This window comes from Streptomyces coeruleoprunus (genome assembly GCF_039542925.1).
Taxonomy (GTDB): Bacteria; Actinomycetota; Actinomycetes; order Streptomycetales; family Streptomycetaceae; genus Streptomyces; species Streptomyces coeruleoprunus.
Genome location: NZ_BAABIT010000001.1, coordinates 202,459 through 218,074, shown reverse-complemented (window position 1 = coordinate 218,074; position 15,616 = coordinate 202,459). Strand labels below are relative to the sequence as shown.

Genomic DNA, 15,616 nt, shown 5'->3' with positions numbered 1-15,616 from the left:
AGGCCCACCGGAACCAGCGCGCGCCCGCGCAGTATCCCGGCCGTAGGCTGGAAGTGCACGGCGGCGCGGGAAGCCCTGGCCGTTCGATGCGGTTTCAACTACCGGTGGGTTCACACCACTTCCGCAGGCCTCCCGCACCAGAACTTCACGGGTGAAGGGAGCCTTCGATGGCTGCCAAGAAGCGTGCGTCCACCGCTCACAAGCCATCCACCAGCGGCCAGGACAAGCTGATCAACGACCTCAAGCAGTTCATCCGCACCAGGGGATCGAGCTATCTGAGCGATCCGAACGTGTCCTCGATCGGCATCGGCTACAAGGAGAAGGACGGGAAGCGGGGCAAGGAACTCGTCCTGCAGTTCACCGTCGACACAAAGGCACGCCCAGAAGCGCTCGACGACCTGAAGACGACCGAGATACCCCGGGTCATCGACATAGGCGGCGGCGTCAAGGTGGCCACCGACGTCGTGCAGCGCAGCTACAAGCCGCACTTCCTGGTGGTGCCCGAGGGCGAGACACCGCAGCGGCAGACGCGCGTCAACCCGGTCCGTCCGGGCGTGAGCGTGGGCCATGTCAAAGTGTCCGCCGGTACCTTCGGCTGCGTCGTCTTCGACAGGAACGACGGCTCGCCCTGCGTGCTGAGCAACTGGCACGTGCTGAACGGCCTGCGGGGCGAACTCGGCGACGCGGTCGTCCAGCCCGGCAAGAAGGACGACAGCCGCATCGCGCTGAACCGTCTCGGCGAACTCAGGCGTGCCCACCTCGGGACGGTCGGTGACTGCGCCGTGTCGACCATCACGGACCGTGATTTCGTGCGGGAGATCCTCGACCTCGACGTCACGCCGACGAAGCTGGGAGAACCGCAGATCGAGGACAGGGTCGTCAAGAGCGGCCGCACCACCGGTGTCACGCACGGCGTGGTGACCCGGCCCTTCGCCAAGGTCAGCATCAACTACGGACTGCCGGTCGGCGTGCGCGAGATCGAATGCTTCGAGATAAGGCCCGACCCGCAGCTCACGCCGGAGGGCGACGAGATCAGCCTGCCCGGCGACTCCGGATCGGCCTGGATGTTCACGAACCGCTCCGGCAAGCCCACGGACGTCCTCGCCGGACTGCACTTCGGCGGCGAGGGGGACCTCGACCCCGATGAGCGGGCCCTGGCCTGCTTCCCCCAGGCGGTCTTCGACGAGCTGAAGATCACCCTCGCACCGCCGGACCCGGAATCGCTGGAGGCCGTGACCGGTTACGACCCGGGCTTCCTCGCGGTGCCGATCGCCACCCCGCAGCTCAACCCGTCCATCAAGGACGACGCCGTCCGGCTCGACGGGTCCGAGACGATCCCCTACACGCACTTCTCACTGGCCCTGAGCGAATCGCGCCGGTTCGCCTTCTGGGTGGCCTGGAACATCGACGGCGGCACGCTCAAGAAGCTCGACCGGAAGGGCATCGACTTCGCCAAGGACCCGCGCCTGCCGGCCGCCGCCCAGGTCAGCAACGAGCTGTACAGGGGCAAGAAGAACCGGCTCGACCGGGGCCACATCGCCCGCCGCGCCGACGTCGTCTGGGGCACGCTGCCCGAGGCGCGGAAGGCCAACAAGGACTCGTTCTTCTACACGAACATCACCCCGCAGATGGACGACTTCAACCAGAGCGGGCGGGACGGCATCTGGGGGCACCTCGAAGACGCGGTCTTCGAGGACGTCCGTGTCGACCAGCTCAGGGTCAGCGTGTTCGGCGGCCCCGTCTTCCACGACGACGACCGCGTCTTCCGGGGAGTCAGGATCCCGCGTGAGTTCTGGAAGGTGCTCGTCTTCACCGAGGACGGCAAGCTCAAGTGCAAGGCGTTCCTGCTGACGCAGAACCTGGAGCTGGCCGAAGCGCTCGACCTGGACGAGTTCCGGGTGTTCCAGGTCAAGCTGTCCGAGATCCAGAAGCGGGCCCGCCTGCGGTTCCCGGCCGCGATGACCAGGGCGGACACACTGGTGGTGCCGGAGTCCCTGGAGGACCGGGCTCCGCTGGAGAGCCAGTCCGACATCGACTGGAGCTAGGTCGTGTCCGGCGGATCATGCCTGGGCCGCGGGGTCTGGCACGCCCTCCCCCAAGCCCTGACGGGCAGGGGGGACCCCCAGCGGCGTTGTCGTCGGTCGCGATGGCTCCGCCATCCCTCCCTCCTCCGCCTTGCAGCCGCACGCACCAGACCCCGCTCACCAGCAGTCAAAGGCACCGCCCAGCGATGTCGGCATGATCCGCCGGACACTCCCCAGGCCGTTCCCCGCGTCCGGGCGGCCGGCAGGGCGCGCCGGGGGGCCGGCTTGATGCGACACCGTCTTGAAAGGGCGTGATGCTGTAGTCGTGAAAGATCGGAATCCGGGCGGCGTACCCCCCACCATGGGCGTGGAGGAGGAGTTCTTCCTCGTCCATCCCGCCGGCCGCGGGGCGGCCGCCGCCGGTACGCGCGTCGTCGCACGCGTCCCGCCCGCCCTGGCCGAGCGGGTCTCCGGCGAGTTCACGGAGTACCAGGTCGAGGGGAGGACCGCGCCCTGCTCGGATGCCCAGGAGCTGCGTACGGAGCTGCTCGGCGTCCGCTCGGGCCTCGCGGCCGCCGCCCGGGCGGAGGGCCTGCGCCTGTGCGCGTCCGGCACTCCGGTCATCGGCGGCGACGGCGGCCGCGCCGACGTCGGCGGCCACCCGCGCTACCGGGCCGGCGTCCTGCAGTACCGCGCCATGCACGACGACTTCGCCGTCTGCGCCTTCCACGTCCACGTCCACCTCCCCGACCGCGAAGCCGCCGTCCTCGTCGGCAATCACGTACGGCCCTGGCTGCCGCTCCTCGTGGCGATGAGCGCCAACTCACCCTTCCACCAGGGCCGCGACACCGGCTACGCCAGCTGGCGCTCCGTGATCCGCGGCCGTTTCCCGTGCCTGGGACCACCGCCGTACGCCGAGTCCCTCGCCGACCACGAACGGCTCGCGACCGCGATCGCGGCCACCGAGGCGATGCTGGAGCCCGGCATGCCGTTCTGGGACGTCCGGCCCAACCCGGCCCTGCCGACCCTCGAAGTCCGCACCATGGACGTCCTGCCGGACGTGAACGACACGGTCGCCCTCACGACCCTGATCAGGGCGCTGGTGGTGACCGCCGCCGAACGGGTGGCGGACGGGGACCCCGGCCCCCGCCCGAGCAGCGAACTGCTGCGCGCGGCATGCTGGCGCGCCGCACGCGACGGCTGGCCCGGCGCCGGCGTCGACGTGCTGACCGGACGGGTGGTGCCCTTCTCCGTACAGGCGCGGGACCTCGTCGACCACGTACGGCACACCCTGCGCGCGTACGGGGACGAGGAGGACGTCACCGCGTTCCTGCGCCGTCTGTCCGAGCACGGCTCGGGCGCCGACCGCCAGCGCACCCACCTGGCCGCGGGCCGGGACCTGACCGCGGTGGTGGACGCCCTCATCCAGGAAACAAACGCGCCCACGCCCCTCGCCCCGCCAGACAAGCCGACTTGACCGCCCGGCCCACGTGGCCGCGCCTGTGCGTACGTCAACCCCCTCCGCCTTCACCAGCGTTGACCGGGCGGTGACTGTCAGAGGCGTGTTCTAGATTCCGGATGCACGACAGCGGTGCCGACGCGCGCGCGACCTTTGCAGCGTGCTGTCCGGCCTGCCCCGACATATGGGAACTCGTTTCAGGAGTGATCCGTTTTGCGTATACGAAAGATCACCGGGGAGTGCTCAGCCTCGCCCTCGGCCTCTCCCTCCTCGGACTCGGCGCGCCCCCGGCGGCCGCCGACAGCAGCACCGAACTGCCCGTCGCCTCCCACACGGACATCGTCGTGGACGCGGCACACCAACGCGTCTTCATCAGTGACGCCGTCAGTGGCAGCGTCGTCGTCACCGACTACGACGGCACCCTCGTCCAGCACATCACCTCCGAGCCCGGCGCCTCCGGCCTCGTGCTCTCCCCGGACTCCTCGACGCTGTACGTCGCCCTGCGCACCGCGGACGCCATCTCCGCGATCGACACCGCGACCCTCCGCGAGACCGCCCGCTACGCCACCGGCCCGGGCACCGCACCGACGTACCCCGCCGTCGCCGGCGGCAAGATCTGGTTCGGCTACGGCACCGAGGCCCAGGGCAACATCGGCTGGCTCGACGTGTCCGGCCCCCAGCCGGTCGTCGCCCTCGACCGCGTCGGCCGCACCTGGTACTCCGCGCCGATGCTCGCCACCTCGCCCGGCGCGCCCGGCCGGCTCGTGGCCGGCGAGGTGAGCACGAACCCGTCGCAGCTCGCGGTGTACGACGTCGCCGGCGACTTCGCGCAGCGCACCGCGTACACCGTCCCCTCGGGCGGCAGCGTGGCCGACCTCGCCGTCACCCCCGACGGCTCCGAGGTGGTCGTCGCCACCGGCGCGCCGTACTACCACCGGGCGTTCCGTCTGTCGGACCTGACCGAGAGCGCCCGCTACACCACCGACGCCTACCCGAACGCGGTGGCCATCACCCAGGACGGCACCGCCATCGCGGCCGGCATCAACGGAGCGTACGACCCCGACATCTACCTCTTCCGCCCCGGCGTCGACACCCAGATCCGCAGCTACGACTTCCCCTCCAGCTCCACCAACAGCACCACCCTGCAGCCCAACGGCCTCGCCTGGGCCCCGGACAACAGCCGCCTCTTCGCGCTGACCAAGACTTACGACTCCCCGACCCTGACCCTGCGCATCCTCAACGACCCCGCCAAGACCCCCACGACCCTCACCCTCGACGCCCCGGCGACGGCGGCCAAGAGCAAGAGACTCACCATCAACGGCACCCTTCGCCCGGCCGACCCGGCCTGGCCGCTTCCGGCCGGCACCACCGTCCGGGTGACCCGCTACGACTACAGCCTCCCGGAGGAGGGCCTCGACCTGGGCACCCACACCATCGCCCCTGACGGCACCTTCTCCTTCAGCGACCGCCCGGACTACTCCGGCCCCATCCACTACACCGTCCGCTACGCCGGCGACCCCCAGCACACCGCGGCGACCGCCACGGCCGTGGTGAACGTGTCCTAGCCGTTTCTCCGGCAGGGGTGACGGCCCTGATGCCGCCGGCCGACAACTGATGACACCCCTCACGGCCGCACGGCACCTCTGGCGCCGTGCGGCCGCGAGGGGCGCGCGGACCAGGATCGCTCGCCATGGGGAATTTCCACTGCCGACCCGGGACGGCTGCCGATCGGGAAGCGACAGCCGAGGTTCCCGCCGCGTCTGGGGCAGCACCACCGTGGTGGCTCACGGAACGGTCCACAACGCCGCCGCCCTGCCGGCCCTGCTGGCCGAACAGGACGGCGGAGTCGTGGGCCTGCTCACCTACACGACCTCGGACCACATCGACCTGTGAGGCGCCTCACGTCGTCGCGCGCACCGGCCGCCGCAGCAGATAGACGGCCGCGGTCGAGACCAGGGCGGCCATGCACGCGATGAACACCAGACCGGCACCCTCCAGGCCGATCGGGCTCACGAGCAGCCCCACACCGATCACCGGCACGGAGATACCCGCGTACGCCACGACGAAGAGCGTGGAGACCACTGAGGCGCGACGGTCCGCGGGAGACGCCGCCGCCACCGCGGACAGCGCCCCGCGAAAGGCCAGCCCCTGCCCGCCCCCGCCGACCAGGGCGCTCAGCACCACCAACGGCAACAGGTCCCAGTGCAGCGCTCCCGCGAGCAGCGCGAGCCCGGCGAGCAGCCCGGCGCAGCCCAGTGGCAGCGACCGTCGCGTCCCGACCCGGCCGACCGCCGACTGGCCCGCGGTCGAGGCGAAGAAGGCGAGCGCGACGACGAGTCCGCTCACAGCATGGTCGTGCACGTCGAGGGATTGCGCGAGGAACGCCGGACTGACCGACGTGAACACCCCGAACAGAGCGAACCCCACGAACGAGGCGGTCGCCGCGGGCCCGAACACCGCCCGCACCCGCGGGGGCACTCCCGGCCGCTGCGGCCGCACCGTGCTCAGCGGCCGCCGCTCCCGTACGGTCTCCGGCAGCCACAGCAGGACGGCCACCGAGCCGGCCACCAGCGCGAGGTGGACGGCGAACGGCAGGTACAGCGGCCAGGCGGCGTACTGCGCGAGCACTCCGGCGAGCAGCGGACCGCAGCCCAGCCCGCCCATGTTGGCGGCGGTGGCCACGAACGTGGCCCGGGAGGCATCGCCCTGCGGTGCGAGCTCCAGCACGTACACCGTGGCGGCCCCGGTGAAGAGCCCGGCGGACAGCCCCGACAGCAGCCGGCCCGCGTACAGCCAGCCCAGTCCCTCGGCGGCCAGGAAGCAGACGGCGCTCGCCGCCGCGAAGACGAGGCCCGCCAGCAGCACCGGCCGCCTGCCCACGGCATCGGAGGTGTTGCCCGCCAGGAGCAGCACACCGATGACCCCGAAGGCGTACACGGCGTACACCACGGTCACGATCAGCTCGGAGAAGCCGAACTTCTCCTGGTAGAGGCCGTAGAGCGGGGTCGGCAACGTGGTGCCGGCCATGCACACGGCGAACACCGCCCCGCCGAGCAGGCACGGGTACCACCCTCGACGTTCACCGTCCATGCCGCCGACGCTAACCTCCCCAGCCGCCTGCCAGTGGCACGACGTGCCCGACGCACCTTCCGGCTTCCGGACGCTGCGACGGTGGGCCCGCACCGGTCACGCGCTCGCCGGCCCCGCGTACGGGGCCGCCCGCCCCCGCCGCCTGGCCATGATGGTCAAGACGGACTCGGACAACCGCGACGCCAAGACGGCCGCGCCGCTCGCCCGCCCGTGGTTGGGTCCGTGGTTGCAGGAGTCGTGCGTCGATGAGTTCGGGCGTCGCTCGCGGGCTGTATCGGCCGGGAATGCCGAGGAGATCTGTCGCCCAGTAGTTCGATGGGCTCCGGCTGGTGGTGCTGGAGGGGCCGTAGGACGCGCGTGTGACTCGGTTCGATGGCCGGTGGCCGGGCCGAACTCCACGTCCGGCGCGGCCGCCGGCCACGGCTTCAAGCTCTGTGTCGGGCTACTGGACCTCGAGGCCGATGACGATCCCGTCGAAGTCGTAACTGTTGCTGTCCACCGCCCATGTGGTCCTGCCGCCGCCCTGGGAGGCCCACGGGGTGACGGCGGCGACTCCGGGCACTCCGTGATCCACCGCCGTCACCGAGAGGCGGAAGTCGGTGAGGGTCACGCTGGAGGGCCAGCTGCGTGTCTCAAGGAAAAGGCGGTACTTGTCCGGGTCGCGTCCGTTGTCATCGGTGGCCAGACCGGAGGCGCCGCCGCCCTGGGACGCCCAAGGGGTGAACTGCGGGGGCCCGTAGTGCCCGCCGTTGTCCATCGCCTGTGCACCGATGCGGAAGTCGAGCTGCCCCAGCGCCTCGGGAAGCGTGTCCAGGTTGATGCGGACGGCATCGGGGTCGTACCCGTTCGCGTCACCGGCCCAAGGTGTGGAGGTGTTGCCGTACTTCGCGTACCCCGTGAACTGCTCCACTCCGAACTGCGTGGTTCCTGCGTGGTCCGAGAACTGTATCCCGACCCGGAAGGCGGGCGGGCCCGAGGCCGCCTGCACCGCGGAGGGGAGACAGAACAAGGAAAGCGTGACGGTGGAAAGTGCTACGGACAACGAGACCCAGCGTCTTCGGTGCATGGAATCCTCCTGGTCGTCCTCGGGAACAAGGCCTGCCTCGCCGCAGGAACAGCGGCGTCGGCGCGGCCCTCAACCTAGGAAAGCGCCGCGACGGAAACCAGTGACATTTCAGGCGGTGCCCCAACGGCCGGAAAAGAGCGGCCTCGCCGCCGGAATGCCCCTTTGTCCGGACCGGCACCGGGGGACGACACCCGGGTGCGTCGGTCCTGCGGTCAGTGACCGATCCGCGGCGGAAGAGGTGGGACGGCCTCCGGTGATCCGGGGACCTGCGCCGTCCAGAGGGCCCGGTCCCCAGCCGGAATGCCTTGAGTGGGCACCCCCACGACGAGGAGGTGCCCGCTGCGCCGACAGCGACGGGGACGGTCACGGCGTCATCCCGCCGCGCCGCCCACTCCGGTGAGGGCCGCACTTGGCCGGAGAGCCGCCCCGGCGTCGCCCGCCGTGGCCGGCGGCGGTGCCTGCCGGGTGCCGGCCATCGACGCCGGGCCGTCGGGTGGCCGCCACCAGCCCGGCGGCCTCAGGCGGGAGGCCGGCCCCAGGCCAGGGCCGTGCCCGTGTACGCCGGGACGGCGGGGGCGTCGGTGTACGTGGTGGCCGGCGTGCGGCTGTAGTCGTCCGTCTCGTCGAAGGGCGACCAGTCCGTCTTGCTCATACGGAGCTGGAGGTCGCCGCTGTCCTGGCCCGCCGCCAGGGTGCCGCCGGTGAAGCCGACCTCCAGGTAGGCGTCCGCGCCGCTCAGCGGGGTGGCCAGGGGGACGATCCGGAGGGTGACCCGGGCGCAGCCCACGGCCGCGTAGTCGCACCAGGCGCTCACGGTGGGGGAGCCGCCGTCGCGGGTGAAGTAGTAGCGCGCGGTCACCGTGGACAGGTCGAGCGGGGCCGACCCGGTGTTGACGACCCGCAGACCGGGCCGGATGGCGTTGTCGCCGGCCGCGCCGTCGTTGTCGCGGTACCGCACCTTGACCGCGCCCGACGGGCCGCCGTCGCCCGGGGCGGTCGTCACGGAGAGCGCCGCCGAGGCGGCGGAGACGTTCCCGGCGGCGTCCCGGGCGCGGACCACGTAGGTGTACGCGGTGGAGGGTGACCGGCCGGAGTCGGTGAACGTCGTGCCGGTGACCGGCGTGGTGTTCACCCGGGTTCCGTCGCGGTGGACGTCGTAGCCGGTGACGCCCACGTTGTCGGTGGCCGGCCTCCAGGTGAGGGTGACCGAGCCGGTGGTGGTGGTGGCGGCGAGGCCCGTCGGCGCGGTGGGCGGGGTGGTGTCGGCGGGGTCGCCGCCCCCGTCGCCGTACACCTCGCCGAGGCTGACGCCGGTGGTGCTGCCGGTGCCGCCGAGGGGGACCTGGTGGTCGAGGCTGACGAACTTGCCGCCGTGCTGCCACAGGGCGGGCTTGAGGAGGGCGTACTTCTGCTCGTCCCAGGTCTTCCAGTCGTCGAGCAGCAGGCCGCCGGTGTCACCCGAGTTGGGGTTGAGGCACCAGAAGGTCTGGTGGATGCGGTGTTCGACGACGAGGTCGCGCAGTGCTCTCATCCACTTCTCGTTCGGGCCCGCGTCCATGAAGCCGCCCCATTCGCCGATGAGCAGGGGCGCCTTGTTCTCCTTGTGGAGGTAGAGCCAGTTGGGGTCCCAGACGTCGCGTTCCAGGGTCGTGCGGTTCCAGTCGCCGGTGAACCAGGGCTGCGGGGCGACGAGGGGGCCGTAGTCGTGAGGGGAGTACACGAGCCGGTCGTTGCCCGTACCGAGGTCCACCGGGTGGTTCCGTACACCGCGGAGGTTGCCGCCCCACCAGGTGGAGTGGTAGTCGCTCGCGGCGGTGGAGGACCAGGTCGCGCCGTCCTTGGGATGGATCTGGATGCCCTCGCAGAGGATGAGCAGGTTCGGGTTGACGGCCAGGACGCGCCTGCCGGCGGTCTCGCAGGCGTACTTGAAGTTGTCCTGGTCCGTCGAACCGTCCCACTTGGCGCGCGGGTTCTCCCCGGCTCCGCCGTGCGGCTCGTTCTTGATGTCCATGGCGACGAGCGTGTCGTCGTCCCGGTAACGGGCCGTCACCCACTCCCAGCCCTGGTAGAAGTCCTCCGCGGTGATGGCGCCCTTCCACCAGACGGGGTGGACGTGCCCGGCGTTGTCGGCCTCGGCGCTGTGCACGTCGAGCATGACCTTGATGCCGTACTGCTTGCACAGGGCCAGCCAGTGGTCGAAGACCTGGAGGGTGTTCTTGCCGGTCAGTTCGGGGTTGGCGTACGTGTTGACGGCGCTGGGCACGGTCGCGCGGCCGTCGCGCCACTCCAGGAGCAGCTGGGTGGATATCGGCACGCGGACGATGTTGATGCCGCGCTGGGCCATGGACCGGGTGATCTCGGCGATGTTGCCGGACCAGAGGCCGTGGAAGACGCGTTCGGTGGTGTTGAAGCCGAACCAGTTGGTGCCGGTGAGCCAGACTTCGTCGCCCCGGGCGTCGACGATCCGGTTGCCGCGGGTGCGCAGCCAGTCGTCGCCGGCGACGGGGGCGGCGGGCGCCGCGGCGCCCGCCGCCCGCACGGCCGCCGGTCCGGTATCGGCGGTGGCCGTACCGCCGACGGCAGCTCCGGCGGCCCATAGGAGCGCGGCGGCCGTGCCCGCCGCGAACAGCGCGCGTAAAGGTCTGCGGCGGCTCGGAGGCCGGTTCCCGCTGTGTGACAGTCCCACTGTGTCCGTCCTTCTGAGGTAGGGGCGGGGTACGGAGCAGGGGTGGGAGCGCTCCCATCGCGCTGTTCATCAAGCCAGCCACCACAGGAGCTGTCAAGCTCCCCGGCAGGAAGTCCCGTCAGCGGGTGGGGAGGCCGGAGCGCATGCGTCGCCCCCGCCGCGTGGACACGGCGGGGGCGATGTTCGAGAGGTGGAGCCGGGCGTGGCGGTCAGCCGGTGATCGTCCGCGAGTCCACCCCGACATTGCCGCCGGCCTGCTTGGTGATGTAGCCGCGGGTCATGTACTTCGCCCCGGAGATCCGGCGGCTGTCACAGGTCCAACTCCTGGTCTGCAGGGCGGAGAACGTCTCCATGTCCGCGCTGTTGCAGATGCTCACGTTGCCGTTGATGTACCGGAACGTGGTCACCTGGGTCTTCTGCGTCCGGTCGATCAGATTGCGGACGTAGTGCCGGTGCCTGATCGTGGTGCTGTTGTAGGTGATGACACAGGATCGCTGCTGGAAGTTCTCCACCTGCTTCCACCCGCTGCAGTACGTGGCCGCCTGCGCCGGAGCGGCACCCACGGCGAGCATTCCGGAAGCCGCCATCACGCCTGCCAACGCGATACGCACCAACCGCATCGTTTTCCCCCTTTTTCTGAGCCAATGGTCACGTGCTCACCGAGCTTCGGGCTTCGCCGGAGTCATGTCAACGCCGCAACGCCGCAACGCCGCAACACGCTGACGCGCAACGCCGCCTCGGCGGCCTGGTCTTACAGGCGGCCGCGGCGGCCGCCTTCTCGAACTCCGTGGCTGCTGGCGGTCGCCGGCAGGCGGCGAAGTGGTTTCAGGGCTCTCGTCCGGGTGAAGTGGTCTCTCGGCGTGGAATGGGGGAGCGGTGAAGAGGGACGACCGTACGGCGCGGATTCGAGAGGTACGCCGTCGGCTCGCGCAGGAGGGGCCCGCGTGGACGCGGGATCGCGAGGCCGACTTCGACACGGTCACGGTGCCCGAGCGCGACTGCGACGAGCTGCGCGATCTGTTGGTCCGCGAGGGCGTGCAGACGGTGGTCGAGGTCGGTCTCGCCTACGCCAGTTCCGCGCTCGCGATCGGTGAGGCGCTGGTCACGGTCGATTCGGCGTGTCCCCGGCACGTCATCATCGACCCGTTCCAGGAGCGTGACTGGTCCAACGCCGGCTGGGACCTGCTGTGCTCGGCGGGGCTGGATTCGATCGCCCGGCTCATGCTCACTCCTTCGTCGATCGCGCTCCCGCGACTTCTCACCGAGGGGTTCGTCGCCGACGCGGCATTCGTGGACGGCAGTCACCGGTTCCATGAGGTCTTCGTCGATCTCTACTTCCTCCGGAAGATCGTCCGGCCCGGCGGGTTGATCGTCGTCGACGACGACTGGGCGCCGTCCGTGCGAACCGCCGTGCACTACTACGAGCAGAACCTGGGGTGGACGGTCATCCCCGACGCCTTCCCCAGCGCAATCGTGACCACGGACGGCGCCGGTCTGCGGGCCGGACCAAGGGCTCGTTGCAGGGCCCTGCGCTTGCCGGATCCGTCGTTCGAGCCGCCCTTCGAGGAGTTCCGGGCGTTCTGACACACCGTCGGGGGCGACCGCGGGGCGTGCTGTTGAATGAGAGGCATGAACGACGCTGCCGCCCTGCGACTCCGTCGCGCCGTCCGCCGCACCCATGACCTCACCCGCGACCGTGCCGCCACGGGACGCGACCCGGCGCAGGCCGACGACCTGGCCGGCACCTTCGCCACGGACGGGGCCCTCGGCTTCGATCCGTTTCCCTTGCTCCGCGCCCTGCACGAGGCCGGCTCCCACGCGGTGGTCGTCGGCCAGGTCGCGGGCATCATGCACGGCTCCACCGAACTGACCGGCGACCTGGACCTGCTCTGGGACGGTACCCCCGAGCAGGCACGCGCCCTGAGCGACGCCCTGGCCGCCTCGGGCTGTACCGGCCTGGCCGACCTCGGCCTCGCCCAGGTGGCCTACCAGGTGACCGGCGCCGCTGGGGACCTGTGCACACCGGCCCTGTCCTGGGGCGGCATGGATGTGGCTCCCTGCCTGGCCCGGGCGGTGACCGCGCACGACCCCTCGGGCTTCACGATCCGCTATGCCGCGCTCGACGACCTGATCCGCATGCGGCGGGCCATCGGGCGGCCGAAGGACCACCGCCGCGCGGACGAACTCGAGCGCCTGCGCGCCTGATCGCCCGGCAGGTGCCGCCGCGAGGCCGTGGTGCGGGTCGGCGCTGCGCGGGGCTGGTGCTGGGGCGGGGCCCGGAGCCGTCGGCTGCGTCGTGTCGCGACGTACGGCGGTACGGCTCCGGGCTGCCGGCATGACCGGCGCGGCTCGGGCGCCGCGCGGGGGTCAGGCGCCGCGCGGGCTCACGTATCCGGAGATCTTGTGGCCCCGGGTCGTGGCGGTCTTCGGGTTGATGCCGCGCCGCAGCGTGACCTTGTCGCCGTAGTTGCCGTCCACGGTGTCGATGCGGCCGTCGGCGTGGACGGCGACGACGATGCCGACGTGGCCCCCGGTCTTCATCGCGGGCGCGCCCCACACGACGATGTCGCCCGGCTTCGGGTGGGAGGCGTGGAACTGCCCGCGCTGCTGGCCCCACAGCCCGACGCCGCGCGCCACCAGGGTGTTGGGCACGGCGTCCTTGGGCAGGCCCGCCTGGCGCCACGTCCACGACACGAACGCGGCACACCAGGCCGTCGTCTTGCAGGACGTGAGGTAGACGCGGCAGCCGTTCGGCTCCGAGACGCCGATCTGGCCGCGTGCCACCGACACGATCCGCCGGCGCAGCTCGGAGGCGTCGCCGGGCTTGCCGGGCGCGGGCGGGACCGTGCCGCCCCCGCCCGCCAGCAGCGCCGTCCACGTCCGGGCGCCCACGACGCCGTCGGCCGCCAGGCCCTTGGCCTGCTGGAACGCCTTCACCGCGGCGGCCGTGGCCGGCCCGAATTCACCGTCGACCGCCACGCGGGCGCCGTTGTCGACCAGTTGACGCTGTACGGCTTTCACGGCCGCGCCGCGCCGGCCGGACTGCACGGTCACCGCCAGCGCCTCCCACGTCCTGGCGCCGACGGCACCGTCCGCGGCCAGACCGCGGCTCTGCTGGAACGCCTTGACGGCCGCGGTCGTCCGCGGACCGAAGTCGCCGTCCGCCGTGACCGGCCGGCCGGCCGCGGACAGCAGGTCCTGCGCCGTGGCGACATCGACGCCGCGCGAGCCCTGGCGCAGGACGGGCACCTGGGCGGTCCGCGTCTGGGCCACGGCCACGGCGGCGGCCCGGGAGGAGGAGGCGGTGTCCGCGTACGCGGGGACACCGGCCTGCGCGAGCAGACCACCGGCGAGCGCGGCGGTCACCAGCGCGAGGCCGGCCCGCCGGGAGAGGCCGCTGTACGTGCGGGTGGACCGCTCGGTGGCCTTCTCGTTGGACTTCACGTCGGACTCCTTCGACGATCCGGCCCCGTGCACACGGGCATGGCGGAGCAGCCCGGTGCGGGGCGAGGAATGGGGGAGCGGTGGCGCCGATCGCCGACCGCACCTGGAGTCTGCAGGGTCGGGACGAGGGAGTTCCAGGCCCGGCCGGGGGTTGCCTCATGCACCGCTCATGCACGGCCCATGCACGGCTCTGACCTGCTGTCATGCGCGATGCACGCATACGCGGGAAGGGGCGACGCCGTGGGCGCCCCGGTCGGGTGACGCTACCGCGAGGTGTCGCGTGCCGACTGGTGTCCGGCGGCGGCGAGGACGGCGTCCAGGAGGCCGGGGAAGAGCGCGTCCAGGTCGTCGCGGCGCAGGCCGTTCATCTTGGCCGTGCCCTGGTAGGTCTGGCGGATGACGCCGCTCTCGCGCAGCACCCGGAAGTGGTGCGTACTGGTCGACTTGGTGACCGGGAGTTCGACGGAGGAGCAGGTCACCTCGGCGCCCGCCGCCGCGAGCTCGCGTACGACACGCAGCCGCATCGGGTCGGCGAGGGCGTGCAGCACCTCTTCGAGGCGGATCTCCTCACGCGCGGGATGGGCGAGCGCGCGCGGGCTGGTCGCGGTGGTCACGGCGGCTCCACTTCCTCGGGGACCACCATTGTACGACGACCCTCGTAGTTTGACAGGTGACGTACTACGATGGGTATCGTACGACCGAAGTGCCGCCGGCCGCCCGGGCCGGACACCGGCCCGCCGCGAATGGAGTCCCCGTGAGCGCACTGTTCGAGCCCCGCACCCTGCGGTCGCTGACCATCCCCAACCGCGTCTGGATGGCCCCGATGTGCCAGTACAGCGCCGAGCCGGCCGGGCCGAACGCGGGCGTGGCGCAGGACTGGCACTTCGCCCACTACGCGGCCCGCGCCACGGGCGGCACGGGCCTGATCCTCGTCGAGGCGACCGCCGTCTCCCCCGAGGGCCGCATCAGCCCGTACGACCTCGGCATCTGGAACGACACCCAGGCCGAGTCGCTGCGCCGGATCACCGGCTTCCTCAAGAGCCAGGGCACGGTCCCGAGCATCCAGATCGCCCACGCGGGCCGCAAGGCGTCCACCGACCAGCCCTGGAAGGGCGGCGCCCCGGTCGGCGCGGACGGGCACGGCTGGCAGCCCGTCGGCCCGAGCCCGCTGCCGTTCGACGAGGGCCACCCGGTCCCCGACGAGCTGACGAAGGACCAGATTGCGGAGATCACCGGCCGGTTCGCGGCCGCCGCGCGCCGCGCCCTGGACGCCGGCTTCGAGGTCGTCGAGATCCACGGCGCCCACGGCTACCTGATCGGCGAGTTCCTCTCCCCGCACAGCAACCACCGCACCGACGAGTACGGCGGCTCCTTCGAGAACCGCACGCGCTTCGCGCTGGAGGTCGTCGACGCGGTGCGCGCGGTGTGGCCCGAGGAACTGCCGCTGTTCTTCCGGATCTCGGCCACCGACTGGCTGGAGGACGAGGCTGGCTGGACGGCCGACGAGACCGTGCGCTTCGCCGCCCTGCTCCAGGAGCACGGCGTGGACCTGCTCGACGTGTCGACCGGCGGCAACGCCCCGCGCGTCAGGATCCCGGTCGGCCCCGGCTACCAGGTGCCCTTCGCGGCGCGGGTGAAGGCCGAGACGGGGCTGCCGGTCGCGGCGGTCGGCCTGATCACGGAGACCGAGCAGGCCGAGAAGATCCTCGCCAACGGCGAGGCGGACGCGGTGCTGCTGGGCCGCGAACTGCTGCGCAACCCCTCGTGGGCCCGGCACGCGGCACGGGAGCTGGGCGCCGAGGTCCACGTGCCCGCGCAGTACCACCGCTCCGTGTGAACCCCAGAGC

At 71.6% G+C, this 15,616-nt stretch carries 12 protein-coding genes; 6 read left to right on the top strand and 6 right to left on the bottom strand.

Translation table 11 applies throughout. From position 1 onward, the window contains the following. Window positions 1-167: 167 nt before the first annotated feature. The 3 genes from ABEB09_RS01035 to ABEB09_RS01025 all read left to right on the top strand — a co-directional run bounded on the left by ABEB09_RS01035 (window position 168) and on the right by ABEB09_RS01025 (window position 5,048). Complete coding sequence (locus tag ABEB09_RS01035; RefSeq protein ID WP_345686112.1) at window positions 168-2,045, top strand: DNA/RNA non-specific endonuclease; 1,878 nt, start codon at window positions 168-170, stop codon at window positions 2,043-2,045. Window positions 2,046-2,349: 304 nt separating this feature from the next. After that, window positions 2,350-3,501, top strand: a complete 1,152-nt coding sequence (locus tag ABEB09_RS01030) for a carboxylate-amine ligase (RefSeq protein ID WP_345686110.1) — start codon at window positions 2,350-2,352, stop codon at window positions 3,499-3,501. 221 nt (window positions 3,502-3,722) lie between these two features. Then, window positions 3,723-5,048, top strand: a complete 1,326-nt coding sequence (locus tag ABEB09_RS01025) for a YncE family protein (RefSeq protein ID WP_345686108.1) — start codon at window positions 3,723-3,725, stop codon at window positions 5,046-5,048. A 334-nt stretch (window positions 5,049-5,382) separates the two neighbouring features. Here ABEB09_RS01025 and ABEB09_RS01020 read toward each other — a convergent pair whose 3' ends face one another. The 4 genes from ABEB09_RS01020 to ABEB09_RS01005 form a co-directional block, all read right to left on the bottom strand. Next, window positions 5,383-6,573 carry an MFS transporter gene (locus ABEB09_RS01020; protein ID WP_345686107.1) on the bottom strand — a complete coding sequence of 397 codons (1,191 nt, stop codon included), beginning with the start codon at window positions 6,571-6,573 and terminating at the stop codon, window positions 5,383-5,385. A gap of 442 nt (window positions 6,574-7,015) precedes the next feature. Then, window positions 7,016-7,483, bottom strand: a complete 468-nt coding sequence (locus ABEB09_RS01015) for a hypothetical protein (protein ID WP_345686105.1) — start codon at window positions 7,481-7,483, stop codon at window positions 7,016-7,018. 673 nt (window positions 7,484-8,156) lie between these two features. Continuing rightward, entirely contained in the window at window positions 8,157-10,325 is a 2,169-nt protein-coding gene (locus ABEB09_RS01010) for a cellulase family glycosylhydrolase (RefSeq protein WP_345686103.1), read from the bottom strand. Window positions 10,326-10,534: 209 nt separating this feature from the next. Further along, a complete protein-coding gene (locus ABEB09_RS01005) occupies window positions 10,535-10,936 on the bottom strand; it encodes a hypothetical protein (RefSeq protein WP_345686101.1) in 402 nt (133 codons plus the stop codon). Between the two features lie 265 nt (window positions 10,937-11,201). On the opposite strand from ABEB09_RS01005, the gene ABEB09_RS01000 reads away from it, so the two are divergent. Further along, window positions 11,202-11,909, top strand: coding sequence for a class I SAM-dependent methyltransferase (locus ABEB09_RS01000; RefSeq protein ID WP_345686099.1), 708 nt, complete (start codon window positions 11,202-11,204; stop codon window positions 11,907-11,909). 45 nt (window positions 11,910-11,954) lie between these two features. After that, window positions 11,955-12,530 carry a hypothetical protein gene (locus ABEB09_RS00995; RefSeq protein ID WP_345686097.1) on the top strand — a complete coding sequence of 192 codons (576 nt, stop codon included), beginning with the start codon at window positions 11,955-11,957 and terminating at the stop codon, window positions 12,528-12,530. Between the two features lie 162 nt (window positions 12,531-12,692). Here the strand turns inward: ABEB09_RS00995 and ABEB09_RS00990 are convergent, their stop codons facing one another. Beyond that, window positions 12,693-13,769: a peptidoglycan-binding protein gene (locus tag ABEB09_RS00990; RefSeq protein ID WP_345686095.1), complete on the bottom strand. Its 1,077-nt coding sequence runs from the start codon at window positions 13,767-13,769 to the stop codon at window positions 12,693-12,695. Window positions 13,770-14,032: 263 nt separating this feature from the next. Next, a complete protein-coding gene (locus ABEB09_RS00985) occupies window positions 14,033-14,383 on the bottom strand; it encodes an ArsR/SmtB family transcription factor (protein ID WP_345686093.1) in 351 nt (116 codons plus the stop codon). Window positions 14,384-14,523: 140 nt separating this feature from the next. Between ABEB09_RS00985 and ABEB09_RS00980 the strand changes: the two genes are divergently transcribed. Next, entirely contained in the window at window positions 14,524-15,606 is a 1,083-nt protein-coding gene (locus ABEB09_RS00980) for an NADH:flavin oxidoreductase/NADH oxidase (protein ID WP_345686091.1), read from the top strand. The last annotated feature ends 10 nt before the right edge of the window (window positions 15,607-15,616 follow it).